This window comes from Pseudoalteromonas sp. AOP7-A1-14 (genome assembly GCF_052376275.1).
Lineage (GTDB): Bacteria > Pseudomonadota > Gammaproteobacteria > Enterobacterales > Alteromonadaceae > Pseudoalteromonas.
Map to the genome: position 1 here is coordinate 1 of NZ_JBQSVO010000022.1, position 14,458 is coordinate 14,458.

15 protein-coding genes are annotated in these 14,458 nt (G+C 40.4%); 3 read left to right on the plus strand and 12 right to left on the minus strand.

From position 1 onward, the window contains the following. Positions 1–54: 54 nt before the first annotated feature. Genes trpS through rpe form a run of 3 tightly spaced genes read right to left on the minus strand, consistent with a single transcriptional unit; the run spans position 55 to position 2,468 of the window. A complete protein-coding gene (gene trpS, locus ACT3RM_RS05670) occupies positions 55–1,059 on the minus strand; it encodes a tryptophan--tRNA ligase (protein WP_441992801.1) in 1,005 nt (334 codons plus the stop codon). Between the two features lie 60 nt (positions 1,060–1,119). After that, entirely contained in the window at positions 1,120–1,785 is a 666-nt protein-coding gene (locus tag ACT3RM_RS05675) for a phosphoglycolate phosphatase (protein ID WP_441992802.1), read from the minus strand. Further along, positions 1,785–2,468, minus strand: a complete 684-nt coding sequence (gene rpe, locus ACT3RM_RS05680; protein WP_441992803.1) for a ribulose-phosphate 3-epimerase — start codon at positions 2,466–2,468, stop codon at positions 1,785–1,787. Before rpe ends, ACT3RM_RS05675 begins: the two co-directional genes overlap by 1 nt. Positions 2,469–2,760: 292 nt before the next feature. On the opposite strand from rpe, the gene ACT3RM_RS05685 reads away from it, so the two are divergent. Both ACT3RM_RS05685 and ACT3RM_RS05690 read left to right on the plus strand, forming a co-directional pair. Then, positions 2,761–3,057 (plus strand): hypothetical protein, encoded by a 297-nt coding sequence (locus ACT3RM_RS05685; RefSeq protein ID WP_441992804.1) that lies wholly within the window; start codon positions 2,761–2,763, stop codon positions 3,055–3,057. A gap of 3 nt (positions 3,058–3,060) precedes the next feature. Beyond that, a complete protein-coding gene (locus ACT3RM_RS05690; RefSeq protein WP_441834096.1) occupies positions 3,061–3,246 on the plus strand; it encodes a DUF2970 domain-containing protein in 186 nt (61 codons plus the stop codon). Here the strand turns inward: ACT3RM_RS05690 and ACT3RM_RS05695 are convergent. From ACT3RM_RS05695 to ACT3RM_RS05735, 9 genes are all read right to left on the minus strand, one after another. Continuing rightward, a complete protein-coding gene (locus ACT3RM_RS05695) occupies positions 3,209–4,063 on the minus strand; it encodes a Dam family site-specific DNA-(adenine-N6)-methyltransferase (protein WP_441834095.1) in 855 nt (284 codons plus the stop codon). The genes ACT3RM_RS05690 and ACT3RM_RS05695 overlap by 38 nt on opposite strands. A gap of 152 nt (positions 4,064–4,215) precedes the next feature. After that, entirely contained in the window at positions 4,216–4,842 is a 627-nt protein-coding gene (locus tag ACT3RM_RS05700) for a hypothetical protein (RefSeq protein WP_441994664.1), read from the minus strand. Continuing rightward, complete coding sequence (aroB, locus tag ACT3RM_RS05705; RefSeq protein ID WP_441992805.1) at positions 4,842–5,912, minus strand: 3-dehydroquinate synthase; 1,071 nt, start codon at positions 5,910–5,912, stop codon at positions 4,842–4,844. The genes ACT3RM_RS05700 and aroB overlap by 1 nt, the downstream gene beginning before the upstream one ends. A 26-nt stretch (positions 5,913–5,938) precedes the next feature. After that, a complete protein-coding gene (gene aroK, locus ACT3RM_RS05710) occupies positions 5,939–6,457 on the minus strand; it encodes a shikimate kinase AroK (RefSeq protein ID WP_441992806.1) in 519 nt (172 codons plus the stop codon). 498 nt (positions 6,458–6,955) lie between these two features. Beyond that, on the minus strand, positions 6,956–9,040 hold the full coding sequence (locus ACT3RM_RS05715) for a type IV pilus secretin PilQ (protein WP_441992807.1): 2,085 nt from the start codon (positions 9,038–9,040) through the stop codon (positions 6,956–6,958). Continuing rightward, positions 9,027–9,563, minus strand: a complete 537-nt coding sequence (locus ACT3RM_RS05720; protein WP_441992808.1) for a pilus assembly protein PilP — start codon at positions 9,561–9,563, stop codon at positions 9,027–9,029. Before ACT3RM_RS05720 ends, ACT3RM_RS05715 begins: the two co-directional genes overlap by 14 nt. Then, positions 9,560–10,165, minus strand: a complete 606-nt coding sequence (locus ACT3RM_RS05725) for a type 4a pilus biogenesis protein PilO (RefSeq protein WP_441994665.1) — start codon at positions 10,163–10,165, stop codon at positions 9,560–9,562. The genes ACT3RM_RS05720 and ACT3RM_RS05725 overlap by 4 nt, the downstream gene beginning before the upstream one ends. Continuing rightward, positions 10,155–10,727 carry a PilN domain-containing protein gene (locus tag ACT3RM_RS05730; RefSeq protein WP_441993101.1) on the minus strand — a complete coding sequence of 191 codons (573 nt, stop codon included), beginning with the start codon at positions 10,725–10,727 and terminating at the stop codon, positions 10,155–10,157. The genes ACT3RM_RS05725 and ACT3RM_RS05730 overlap by 11 nt, the downstream gene beginning before the upstream one ends. Continuing rightward, entirely contained in the window at positions 10,715–11,797 is a 1,083-nt protein-coding gene (locus tag ACT3RM_RS05735) for a pilus assembly protein PilM (protein WP_441993102.1), read from the minus strand. The genes ACT3RM_RS05730 and ACT3RM_RS05735 overlap by 13 nt, the downstream gene beginning before the upstream one ends. A gap of 132 nt (positions 11,798–11,929) precedes the next feature. Here ACT3RM_RS05735 and ACT3RM_RS05740 point away from each other — a divergent pair, with 132 nt between their 5' ends. Then, entirely contained in the window at positions 11,930–14,392 is a 2,463-nt protein-coding gene (locus ACT3RM_RS05740) for a penicillin-binding protein 1A (RefSeq protein WP_441994666.1), read from the plus strand. Positions 14,393–14,458: the final 66 nt, after the last annotated feature.

Below are 14,458 nucleotides of genomic sequence, written 5' to 3' on the forward strand. Positions count from 1 at the left end.
AACCAAAGCTGCGGCTTTGGTTTTTTATGGATTCAAATCAGGCTTCAATTGCATTCATGGGCGAGGAATGAAGCCTAACGCATCATAAACTGATTTAAGTGTTTTTTCTGCGCGGATACTGGCTTTTTCAGCACCGGCTTTCATAATGCTGTTAAGCATGGTTTGATCTTCGCGAATTTCTTTAAAGCGAGCTTGAATTGGCTCAATCATACTTACCACTGCTGCGGCGGTATCTTTTTTCAAGTGGCCGTACATTTTGTCTTCATACTCTGGCACAAGCTCTTCGATAGAGCGTTTAGTGGCAACCGACATAAGTGTTAGTAAGTTCGACACACCAGGCTTTTCTGTACGGTCAAAATAAATACGTGCTTGTTCATCTGAATCAGTCACTGCTTTTTTCAGCTTTTTCTCAATCTTTTTTGGCTCATCTAACATCATGATAAATCCATTTGGATTTTCATCTGATTTAGACATTTTCTTCAGCGGATCTTGTAAGCTCATTACGCGCGCGCCAAACTCTGGAATGTAAGGTTCTGGAATTGTGAAAACCTCACCATATAAGTTATTAAAACGTGTAGCGATATCACGTGTTAACTCTAAATGTTGCTTTTGATCATCCCCCACAGGAACTTGATCAGCTTGATACAGTAAAATATCAGCCGCTTGCAGTACTGGGTAAGCAAACAAGCCCACGTTTACATTATTTTCATGCTTAGATGACTTGTCTTTAAACTGTGTCATACGGTTAAGCTCGCCCATTTGCGCATAACAATTTAATGCCCAGCCTAACTGTGCATGCTCTGGCACTTGTGATTGTACAAATAGCGCGGCTTTTTTAGGATCGATACCACAGGCTACATAAAGCGCGATGCCATCAAGCACTCGCGATCGTAACAATTCAGGGTCTTGGCGTACGGTAATAGCATGCAAATTAGCTAACATAAAGTGACTATCGTACTCTTCCTGTAGCTTAACCCACTGGTTAATAGCACCAACATAGTTGCCTATTGTCATTCCACCGGTTGGCTGCATGCCGCTTAAAACTACTGGTTTTGTCATGATGTTCCTTTGTATTGCTAAAATTAAAAACACTGAAATTAAAATTGCTAAAATAACAACTTACCGCTTAGTAAGTATGGGTATTATATCTAAGAATTGCTCACAGAGGTACTGTGGATTATAGTCGCTGAGGTTTTCACCTTGGTTATAACCATAGTTTAATGCAATTACGTCTATGTTTGCCGCCTGCGCAGCTAAAATATCACTTTTAGAATCGCCAATCATAATAGCTTGGCTAACATCAACGTTTAGTTGCTGACAAGCAAACAACAATGGTTCTGGTGAGGGCTTTTTAGTCATATCATCGCCACACACTGTCAGCTCAAAATGACTCGTTAATGCCAGTTTATCGAGCAGTTTTTCAGTGAATTGACGCGCTTTATTAGTAATTACTGCTTTGGGCATGCCACTAAGTGCGGCTAAACCTGTTTCAACATGCTGATATAACACACTGTACTCGCCCACTTGCTCAGAGTAATGATCGTAAAACAGTGTAGTTGCTTTATCGGCAAGTTCAGTATCTAAATGTTCGCTGATCTGCATATCGCCACTGAGCGCGCGTTTAACGAGTACTTCAATACCATTGCCAACCCAACTTTCAACTAAGCGCTGAGTTACAATAGGAAAGGCTAAGTCACTCAGTGTTAGGTTCATGGCTATGTATAAATCATAAACACTATCAACTAAAGTGCCGTCTAAATCAAATAAGGCAACTTCATACTTCATTATTTAACAGCCTTTAATTGTTCGCGCATTTGTTCAATCACCACTTGGTAATCGCTGTGATTAAAAATGGCCGAGCCTGCGACAAACATATCCGCACCCGCCTCTGCGGCGGCTGCGATGTTATCAACTTTAACCCCGCCATCAACTTCTAAACGTATGTCACGTCCTGAGTCATTAATAATTTTACGTGCTTGGCGTAGCTTTTCGAGAGTATGAGGAATAAAGCTTTGCCCACCAAACCCAGGGTTAACCGACATTATTAAAACCACATCAATCTTATCAAGCACATGTTCAAGGTAGCTTAAGCTAGTAGCCGGATTAAACACCAGCCCAGCTTGGCAACCACTGTCTTTAATAAGTTCCAAGGTACGGTCTATATGCTCGCTAGCCTCTGGATGAAAAGTAATAATTGAAGCACCTGCATCTACAAACTGTGGAATTAAACTATCAACCGGTTTCACCATTAAATGCACATCAATTGGTGCTGTAACTCCGTAATCACGCAGTGCCTTACAAACCATTGGGCCTATTGTTAGGTTAGGCACATAATGATTATCCATCACATCAAAATGCACTACATCAGCACCGCTGGCGAGCACCTTATCGACCTCTTCACCGAGGCGGGCAAAATCAGCCGACAAAATAGACGGAGCGATAAGATATTTTTGCATTGTTTCTAACATTAGCAACCCTTATTAAATTCGAAAATGCCAACCCGCAGCACAGTTAACTGCACTTAATAGCCTTAATGTAACTCAATTCAAGTTATTGCCCAAGTTCAAGCATATATTAATGCTTGAACTCTATAATAACGAACCTAATGATTAATTCTTAAACAGTTAATTTGAAACAAAAATTTCACCTTAAGCTTTTAATTCTACACTATTTTATTTCTATGAAAGGTAAATTAAGTTTGTTATTTAACCGTTTTTTAGCTATGCTCTGGCTAATATAGCGAATTCAGGTTAACGAAATATGCGTGCTTTTAAAATTGGGATCTTAATTGCGACTGTATTAACTATTTGTTCTTTAAGTTTTTTTTCAAAAACGGATGATGCAGTGTTAGCATCAGAACAATGTCAAAGTAATACACTAAATACCGCCACACACACCACATCGTGTCAAATACCGATACATGAAACACGCTCTAGCTGGTTTTCATGGTTAGCGGGTGATAGTCGTAGTGCTCAATTTCATTACTTAGATTTATTAGAGTTACTAAGCAGTAGTCCAGATGAGCAGAAATCTCGCTCAGTCACTCCGAGCTTTTAAATTATGATGCGGTTTTTTAGTGCATTACAAAGTGTACTAGCCGCATTTTTTGGTGTTCAGTCAGAACATAAACGCCAAGCCGACTTTCAACAACACTCTCCTATCGTCATTATTGCTATCGCGCTTATTCTGTTTATATTTTTTGTCGCCTCTATTTATTCGTTAGTGGTTTGGGTGCTAAGTACATAGCCATCAACTCACTGACCTTGTTACGGCCTCCTCCTTTAGGACTGATAGTGCGCTTGACTTGAATTTGATCAAGCATGGCTTGACTGTATATTTTTCGCGTCCAAACGGTATCATGATTTGAAATTAGCACTGGCGTATTATTTTCAAATGCCGCTTGCTCAGCTAAATTAGCAAGGTTAGCTTGGTCATCTAAATTAAAACCTCCTTTAGCATAAGAAGTAAAAGACGCAGTTTTACTCAGTGGCACGTAAGGCGGATCGCAATACACTACAGCATTATCTACTGGTACCAACTTAAATACATCAGCGTAATCTAAACAAGTAAACGTCGCTTGTTGGGCTTTTTCAGCAAAAAAGTACATTTCTTTTTCAGGAAAGTATGGTCGTTTATATTTACCAAATGGAACGTTAAAAATACCTTTTAGGTTATAACGGCATAACCCATTATAACCATGACGATTCATGTATAAAAATAACATGGCTCGCTCGCTAATATCACGGCTTTGATTAAACTGCACACGGTATTCATAATACGCTTCAGGATGATTATTTAGCTCCACAAATAATTTTTTTGCGTCACTAATAAACTCATCGGGTGAGCGCTTAAGTTCATTGTAAAGATTAATCAGATCAACATTGATGTCATTTAGAATATAATGTTTGAATTGAGTATTAAGAAATACAGAGCCCGCCCCAACAAAAGGTTCTACTAAAGTATCTGCATGCTGACTTGCTCGCATCAAACGTGCACGAATATCATCAACTAAGCTGTATTTTCCGCCGGCCCACTTTAAAAAGGCTCTACTCTTTTGCTGCATTTGCTCTTTACTTCAATTTGGTGTTGCATGATTTTACACTAAAGCACTTTGGTTTACTGATCTAGTAATACTATTTTTTGTTTTATTTTATTTATTTGCTTATAAAACGGCTTATTTTTAGGCACCTTAGCTGATAGGGTTACAAGCGCTACTTATGCATCACTAAGCGAGGAATAGCTACCGTAAGTGACAATCCACCATCTACGACTATTACGCTTAGCTTGATAAGTTTTAGCTTGCTGGCTTAATTTATTATTGCTACTTGAGTCAATTAGCGCATCACCAAGGGAGCTGTTATCTTTAATATTTATATCGCTGATATTGTTTTTACTATTTGGCTCTAGTTGCTTATTTTCAGCACTTTTAATTGTTTCTGTTTGTATATCAGATTGAGTCTTATTAGCTTGAGTTACAGTTTCGACAGCTAACGCAGTAGCTATAGATGAGCTTGGCTCTGCTTGATAGTAATCCTGCCACAATTCGGTCATATCTGACTTATATAAAAAGCCAATTATTAGCAGCGTAATAAACAGTAATGCAGTTAAATGAACACGCCATGAGCTTTGTTGCTTGTGCACCACTTTGTTGCTGTGTTCAACAGACTGCCAAGCAAGTAACAAACGAGGATTGCTGTGGTCTTCAGTCAAAAAGGTTTCGAGAAGGTAACTTTTGCCAATCCCTAAGGGAGCTAATAATGCGATGAGATTTTGCCCATATTCAAACTGCAGCGCGATTCTATCAACCAATGCCGCACGGCCAGGTAAGATTTGCGACTGCATTATTGCTCGATTAAGTCTCGAACATGTTGATCACTAACATCATCAACCAGCGCGCATTGACCAAACTTAGTCGGTAAAATAAAACGAATAGTGCCTTTTTTATTTTTTTTGTCTTTACGCATGTGGTGCAAAAACTGCTCACTGGTCATGTTTTCTGGAATATTAGTAGCTAGGTCATAGCGCGTGATTAAATCACAAATACGCGTAACTTGTTGAGCCGTTAAATCGCCGCGGGTATGTGCAAGCTTTGCCGCAAGCACCATACCTGTAGCAACGGCTTCGCCATGTAACCATTTGCCATAACCCATTTGCGCTTCAATTGCATGCGCAAAAGTATGCCCAAGGTTAAGCAATGCCCGTAAACCCGCTTCTTTTTCATCTTCGGCAACAATTAATGCTTTAATTTCGCAGCAGCGATAAATAACATGTTGCAAGGTTTCTTCATCAAGTGCTTTTAATTGCTTTAAGTTATTCTCTAAAAAGCTAAATAATTCAGTATCGTAAATTAAGCCATACTTGATTACTTCTGCCATTCCCGCTGCAAACTCACGAGTGGGAAGTGTATGCAAAGATTCGGTATCAATAAACACAGCTTGTGGCTGATAGAATGCCCCAATCATGTTTTTACCCAAAGGATGATTCACCGCTGTTTTGCCACCCACAGACGAATCAACTTGCGATAGCAAGGTAGTTGGCACTTGAATAAAAGGCACACCGCGTTGATAACACGCAGCGACAAAGCCTGTTAAATCGCCTACAACCCCACCACCTAAAGCAATTAAGCAAGTATCACGACCACAGTTATTCTCTAGCAGGAAGGCAGATATCTTCTCAAACCATTCGAGCGACTTAAATTGCTCACCGTCTGGAATAATAAATGAAAGTGGATTTACCTCAGCTAACAACGCCATTACATTATCTAAATATAAAGGTGCAATGGTGTCGTTAGTGATGATAATAGGTCGACAGTCGCCGATGTGCTCAAGCAACAGGCCTGTCTGTTGAAGTATAGATGGACCAATATAAATAGGATAACTTCGCTCGTCTAAATTAACAGTTAATTCAAGCATCGCTTAGCTTCCTTGATTATTGTTCTTTAAAAATCTAACTTCTCAATGATTTGATTAGCAACAACTTTAGCGCTTTGCTCATCAGTGCGTACAACAAAATCAGCCACATCTTTATATAATGGCTCGCGCTCCTCCGCTAGACGTTCTAACACGTCACGAGGTGCTTCTGCTGTTTGCAGTAATGGGCGACGCTTGTCGCGCTGCGTACGTGCAACCTGTTTCTCGATTGGTGTCTCAAGGTATACAACGATACCGCGAGCCGAAAGTTTGTTTCGAACTTCTTTGCTCATCACTGAACCACCACCAGTAGCAAGTACAATACCTTGCATTTCGGTTAAGTCTCCAATGACGCCTTCTTCACGAAGTCGAAAGCCTTCTTCACCTTCAAGATCGAACACCCAGGCAATATCTGCACCTGTACGACGCTCGATTTCTTGATCAGAATCGACAAATTCAAGGTGTAATTGGTCAGCAATGTGACGACCAATTGTGCTTTTGCCAGCCCCCATAGGACCAACTAGAAATATATTACGTTTCTCAGCCATATCTTTTAGTACAAACGAACTCTAAAATTTGAAATAAAAACCCCGCCTAACGACCTGGCCCCAAAATTAAGGAGGGGATTATCTCAGTAATTGCCGGGGTATTTCAAGTCAATTAGAACAAAAAACCATATAAGAGCTAATAAAGTAACTTTATTAGCTCTTGATTAAGAAAAAACCAGTGTAAATTAGGGCCTGTTGATCTTTGCGGATTAAAATTTGTTCAAACTCGGGGCGGTTTAATCGCGGCGCGAGGTTTGTAACCTAGTGGGCTAAGTAAAAACCGAGCAAAACTTCCGCGTCCTGCTCACGCCCCTTACCTACATCCATGTAGGCAACAAAGAGTTAATCGCCCCTAGGCAGAACCCTTTGGACAGCGCCTGTTTGGCATTAATGCTGCGTTACCGCCTATTTATGGGGAATAACCACACCACATAGGCGCTGCCTTGCCTAAATACCAAACAGACTGCTGCAAATTTAACCTTGAAAGGTCAACAGGCCCTAGTCTATTTGTATTTTTGGAGTAACAAAAATCAATAGCTCTTTCTTTTCATTAAACTCACTCGTGCTTCTAAACAACACTCCAAGGTATGGAATATCGCCTAATAAAGGCACCTTTTTCGTTGAGTTAATAATTTGCTGTTGGAATATACCACCTAGTACCACTGTTTGACCATTCTCAACTAACACCTGTGTTTGAATTTGCTGAGTGTCAATTGCAACCGCAGGACCTGTTGGTGTTTGCACTGTATCACCGCGAGTATCTTGGGTAATCACTAAATCCAAAATAACTTTGTTATCGGGAGTAATATGCGGGGTTACTTCCAAACTTAAAACTGCTTTTTTAAAGCTAACCGTCGTTGCCCCACTTGAAGCTGCTTCAACGTAAGGAATTTCTGTACCTTGTTCAATGCGCGCTTTTTGTTGATTCGCTGTCGTAATACGTGGGCTTGCGATAATTTCACCGCGGTTTTCTTCCTCTAAAGCCGTCAGCTCTAAATCAATTAATGTGCCATTGGCAAGCTTGGCTACATGCATACCAATACTGCCCGCCGGGTTAGAAATAGGCAAATTAACATTTAAACGATCAGAAATACTTGGGATCGTGCCATTTGAGATAGTATCAGCCCCTTCTAAGGTGCCAGAAATACCGTCACTGCCTTGCTGGTCGCTAAATCCCCAGCGCACACCTAAGTCTTCTTGTACGTTATCGCGCACTGTTACCATTCGTGACTCAATAACGACTTGTCTAACTGAAATATCGAGAGTTTCAACCATACGGCGAACGCTTTCAATACTCTTTGCGGTGTCTTTAATTAATAAGGTATTAGTGCGCTTATCAACCGACACACTGCCACGTTGACTAATAATACTGTTGGTATCGGTTTTTAAAAGATCGGCAAATTCTTCGGCTTTAGAGTAATTTAAGCGAATATATTCACTATAAAGTGGCTCTAAATCTTCAACTTGTTGCTTAGCCTTTAATTCTTTAGCTTCTCGGGCGGCAAGCTCTTCAGCAGGAGCAACCATTAAAATAGAGCCATCCATGCGCTTATCAAGACCTTTAACTTTCAGTACTACATCTAAGGCTTGATCCCATGGCACTCCATCTAGTCGTAAAGTAATATTACCGGTTACAGAGTCACTAGTTACTAAGTTAAAATCGTTATAACCGGCAATAATTTGTAGTACCGCACGTACCGAAATATCTTGAAAGTTTAACGTCATTGGACGCCCTAAATACTCTTTACCACCTTCTAAAAATGAACGCTGGGTATCATCTTTTTCTACCGTTAAGGTAAAGATATTTTCAAGTTGCTGGAAGTTATATTTAAATGCCGAATTAGGCTCAATTACAATGCGGGTTTTATTCTCTTCTTTGAATGTTTCAATAGTACTAACCACAGTGCCAAAATCGAGTACATCGAGTTCGTACAGTAGATCATCTAAGATATCGGTATGATGAAATTCAGCATAAATTTTGCCTCCACTTTCGTGAACATCAACGACGGCTTGTGTATCTTGTAAAAAAACTAAAACACGCGCTTCGCCTTTCTCACCACGGCGAAAATCCAGTGATTGAATGGTATTTATATAATCCCCCGCAGCATTAGCAGCCGTATTGCTGTTCTGCTTTTCACCTATCGGATTATCGGAAACATGCAATGAAACAAGGTTATTATTAACCCTTGTTTGGTATATTTTTAGTTTGTCTAAATGCACCGTGACTTTAATACCATCATCACGCGCACTCGTGCTTACCTTTTGAATGCCAGCTTGATTAACTGCAACTTCACTAAGCCCTTCTTCAAAAGAAACCGTTTTAAAATACATTTCGATACGTGCAGGACTATTAAACACTTGCACTTTTGGCTTTTCTTTTAGCTCTTCATCAAATACCAACTGTAGCTCAGTTTCACCGGCTAAAAGTGGATTGTAGCGAACATCATACAGCAGTGGCTCAGCAAGCGCTGACTGCGTCATTACGAGGGCAACAGCAGCAAATATGAAGTGTTTAATATGGCTGTTCAAGGATACTCCCTTATGCATTTTATTCTTACCTTTTATTTTTTTAACTTGCGCCATTTGATCCAGCCTCTAACATTTCAAGCTTAGTCAGACGCTCTTTCCAACAACCAGACCCGTCGGGAATTAATTCCAGCAACTGTATGTAATCACTTTTTACCTCTTTTATTTCACCATGCTGAAGCCCTAAATAATCACCAACACTAACGCGATGCAAGGTATTGTCAGCAGCTTTTATCAGTGCCCATGCTTTGCTATTGCTGCCTAGCGTGCCTTTCATCGCTAAGTTATCCAGCGGGTACTTCTCAAGTGGCTCTCGGGGACGTTCAGGATCAGGGTGTAAGCAGTTTTTTACCTGCACTAAATTGCTTTGAATAATTTCAGGTTGTGGTGCCACAAATGGACTGCGCATTTTTCCAGCATTGTACTCAAAATGCTCAAATTGAGTTAATTCCAAAATAGGCTCTACTTTAGGTGTCGTACTGGCCTTAACTTGGTCAATAAACTCTTTTTGTTTTGTCGTATCATCGTTACAAGCAGATAATATAAAGGCAACTGAGAGCACCAGTATTAATTTTTTCACTTTTTAATACCCTCTTCATAACGATAAGTTTTTGCAACCACACTAAAAGTTAACTCACTGTCGCCGGAGGTATTAATTGAAAAGTCATGCAAACTAACAATACGCGGTAGCTGCGCCACCTTATCTACAAAATCACCAAATTCATGGTAAGTGCCGACCACTTCAATTTTAATTGGTAACTCGGTATAAAACTCTTTTTTGATTTCAGGAAGCCAGCCTATTTTTAAAAAGGTTAAACCACTGGTCGTCCCCACATAGGACAAGTCATCTAATAAGCCTGGGGTTTCATTTGAGGTTGGTAAGCGCTTTAACAACTGCGAAAACTTTTCTTCCATCTCAACCATTTGTTGGCGATAAATATCCAAATTGATTGCGACCGCATATTTTATTTGGTAGGTAGAGCGCAGCTCTGATTCTTTTTCGACTGCACTGTGGTAGCTATCTATTTCATCTGATACTAAGAGGCTATAGCTAAAAAACAATACCAATGCAGCAACAAAAGTACAGCAAATTATTTTTACAATAACAGGCCAATCACCAACATTCTCAAGCTCGATTTCGCTCCACTCAATCTCTGTTAACGCTTTGATATCAAGGCTCATTATTTTTCTCACCTATTTTACCAAAGGGTTTAACATAAAACTCCATATTAAAATCACTTAATAAACGAGAAGATTTTTCTCCGGCAACAATCCCTTGCATAGATGGACGCTCTAATAAGTACGAGCCTTGCACTTGGCGCAGCATAGTTGATAAACGATTATTAGACTCACTACGACCCACCACATGAATAGCACTACCGCGGCGTTCCAGCTTTGTTAAATAGACACCTGCGGGGACAATGCTTGCGACTTCATCCATTATTTGCGTACCTAGATTACGGCTACTTTGCAGCTCTTCAATAAGGCGCATACGTTGCTGAAGGTTTTCTTTTTTCTTATCAAGTTCGCGGATTTCGCGAATTTTCATATCAAGCTGACTGATTCTCGTACTCAAAAAGTTGTTTTTTACATTTTGACCATCACGCAAATTACCGTAAAAAGTGCTCAACAAATACATACTTAAAAAGCTTAGTATCACAACAGCACACACGATAGTGACAAACTTAGTTTGCGATTGCTTACGTCGCTGCTCACGCCAAGGCAGTAAGTTTATATATGGCATGATGAAAAGCTCCTAAGTGCTAAGCCGGTTGCAATAGCAAACTGCGTACGGTAACGCTGCAAGATATTACGGTCAACTTTTGCAGATATATCCATACCCGCAAAAGGTTCAGCAACGACAGTATGAATACCTAACTCTTCAATTAACAAACGATCTAAGCCATCAATCATGGCTGTTCCACCAGTCAGTACAATATAATCTATTTTGTCTTTACCACTGGTGGTTAAAAACATTTGTACAGCACGGCGCACTTGTTGTAGTAATGAGGTTTGAAAAGGTGCAAGCACTTCAAATGTATAATTAGGAGGAAGATCACCGGTGGTTTTGCCTATTTCAGCTTCATCAAAACCCTTATTGTAATAATTAACAATGCTGTTGGTGTATTGGTCGCCACCAAATACTTGATCACGGGTATAAATTGTTTCACCCGCCTGAACCACACTCACTAAGGTCAATACTGCGCCAATATCAACTACAGCAACGCATTTATTAAACGCATCACTAGGCAACTGTTGATAATACACATCCATGGCTCGGCTTAATGCGTAGCTTTCTACATCGACTACTTTAGCATTTAAACCGGCAGTTTCTAGTGCCCCTACTCGCGCTTCTACACTTTCAGTTCGTGCAGCAGACAGTAGTACATTCATTTTACTCAGATCAGCTTCGTTGGTCCCCAGCTTTTCAAAATCGAGACTAACTTCATCAAGTGGATAAGGAATTAAACTATCGGCTTCGATTTCAATTTGTGATTCTAATTCAACATCACTTAGCGTGACATCCATAAAAATAACTTTAGTGATCACTGTTTGGCCAGAAACAGCCACCGCTGCTGAGCGCACTGTTTTAGGTAGGCGACGCTTTAATTTGATAATAATATTTCCAACCGCTTCAATATCTTGTATTGAACGCTCTGATATAGCACCTTTTGGCATTGGCTCAACAGCGAGCGCCTCTAGACGGTAGCCGCCGTCTTCGGTTTTATTCAACAAAACCGCCTTTATGGTGTGTGAACCAATATCTATTCCTACCATCATCGATGAAGGCTTGTTAAGTAGTTGACTTAGCATTTTTGTAACTTGGCCTTTGTTTTAATAATAAACAAGTTATAATTTTTAGTCTAAAAAAATATTATTCATTTTTTAATCAATATATACTAGCAGCCTCCGTTTATAATTGGGAGTCCATTCAGGGAAATATAAGTGATTTTATTAAAACGAACTTTACAATTTTTTATCATTTGCACATTCTTAGGGCTGATTACCCTAGTCAGTCTTTATTACTATGTTAAATCTGATATCCCCAGCGTACAAGTTTTAAAAGACGTACAATTGCAAACTCCAATGCAAGTCTTCTCTCGTGATGGTCAACTGATCAATCAGTTTGGTGAGAAACGCCGGATACCTGTGACCATAGAGGAAATTCCAAAACCATTACTCGATGCATTTTTAGCAACCGAAGATAATCGTTTTTATCAACATATAGGTATCGATCCTATCGGTATTGTCCGTTCAGCTATGGTGCTCATTTCTACAGGTGAGAAGAAACAAGGCGCAAGTACCATCACCATGCAGCTTGCTCGTAATTTCTTCTTAACTCGCGAAAAAGCCTACATTCGTAAAGTTAAAGAAATCTTCATCGCATTGCATATAGAAAACGTTCTTTCTAAAGATGAGATCTTAGCCTTGTATTTGAATAAAATCGAGCTAGGTAATCGTGCATTTGGTATTGGCGCTGCCGCTCAAGTTTATTACGGTAAAACGCTAAATGAGCTTAACTTAGCGCAAATGGCAATGATTGCAGGTTTACCTAAAGCCCCTTCGGCATTAAACCCCATTCGTAACCCCGTACGTGCAAAGGCTCGTCGCAACGTAGTGCTAGGGCGCATGCTTGCTGAAGGCTATATAACAAAAGCCGTTTATGATGAAACTAAAGTAGAGCCAATTACAGCGTTTTTTCATGGCGCTGAAATAGATTTATACGCTCCTTATATATCTGAAATGGTGCGCGCCGAAATGGTTGCTCGTTATGGTTATGAACGAGCTTACAACTCCGGTTTTAATGTATATACCAGTGTTGATTCTAAGGTACAAAAGGCAGCCCAAACAGCGTTAGTTGATAACTTACATGCTTACGATATGCGTCATGGCTTTCGCGGCCCCGAAGCGATTTTATGGAATGTTGAAAACCAGCAGGCCCCCTCGGAAAGTGATATTTTAGAAAAGCTAAAAAGTGCTAACGAAATTGGCCCACTTTTGGCTGCTGCCGTTATGAAGGTAGAAGAAAAAAGCGCTCAAGTACTTTTGAAAAATGGAGAGCACGCCACTCTTGATTGGGAAAATTTAAAGTGGGCACGTAAATATATTACCCGTTACCGTCAAAGCTATGCTCCGAAGGCGGCTACAGATATTTTAAATCCGGGTGAACAAATTTGGTTACGTAAAAAAGACGATGGCAGTTATATATTAAGCCAGCTACCAGAACCGGCGAGCGCTCTGGTTTCGCTTGATCCAAACGATGGCCGTATTAAAGCCATTGTTGGCGGTTATAGTTTTGAGCAAAGCCAGTATAACCGTGCTGTACAAGCTAAACGCCAAGTAGGCTCAAATATCAAACCCTTTATTTACTCTGCGGCTATTGAACGTGGTTATACATTGGCTTCAATTTTAAATGACGCCCCAATAAATCAATGGGATAAAAGCCAAGGGGTAGCATGGCGGCCAAAAAACAGTCCTGCTGTTTATAATGGCCCAATTCGTATCCGTCGCGCATTAGCGCAATCTAAAAACGTGATATCAGTACGTTTACTACGTGGTGTTGGCTTACAACGAACTGCCGATCACCTGCTAAAATTTGGCTTTGCCAACAGCGACATTAACCGCAGTGAGTCACTGGCTTTAGGTAGTGCTTCAATTACACCGCTTGAGCTGGCCCGTGGTATGAGCACTTTTGCTAATGGCGGTCACTTAATCACTCCTTATTTCATTACTGAAGTTCAGGACTTCGCAGGTAACGTGCTATTTAAAACTGAGCCTGAATTAGCGTGTGATAATGAAACGATAGAGCCTAGCAAGCAACCTCCTTCTGTTACTTGCGCGCCGCGTATTATTTCAAAGCAAAATGCGTTTTTAATAGCTGATGCGATGAATAGCGCAATTTGGGGCGGCGGCAGCTGGGCTCATAAAACCGGTTGGAGTGGCACAGGTTGGCGAGCACAATCTTTAGAACGTCGTGACTTATCGGGTAAAACAGGGACCACCAATGACTCTATCGATACTTGGTTTAGTGGCTTTAACCGCGACATAATGACCACTGTTTGGGTGGGCTTTGATAACCCCGGTAATCCATTAGGACGCTCAACATATAACAGCAACCTTGATAGCGGACAAATATCAGGTGCAGAGTCTGGCGCTAAAACTGCCCAGCCTGCGTGGATTGATTATATGAAGTTTGCCCTTAAAGATAAACCTGAAGCGCCAATAGAGCCGCCTGAAGGCCTTGTATCAGTGCGTATCGACTTAGCTACTGGATTGTTAAGCCACAAAAACGATTACACCAGTCGATTTGAGTACTTTACTAAAGGCACCTCGCCTACCAAGTATGTATTGCAGCAACCGGTCAATGTTTTTGAAGAAGAAACCAAAACAGAAGAAGAACTGTTTTAATTCAACGGCAAAACTTAAGTTAACAAACAAAAATGCCAGCATATTGCTGGCATTTTTATTAGGATA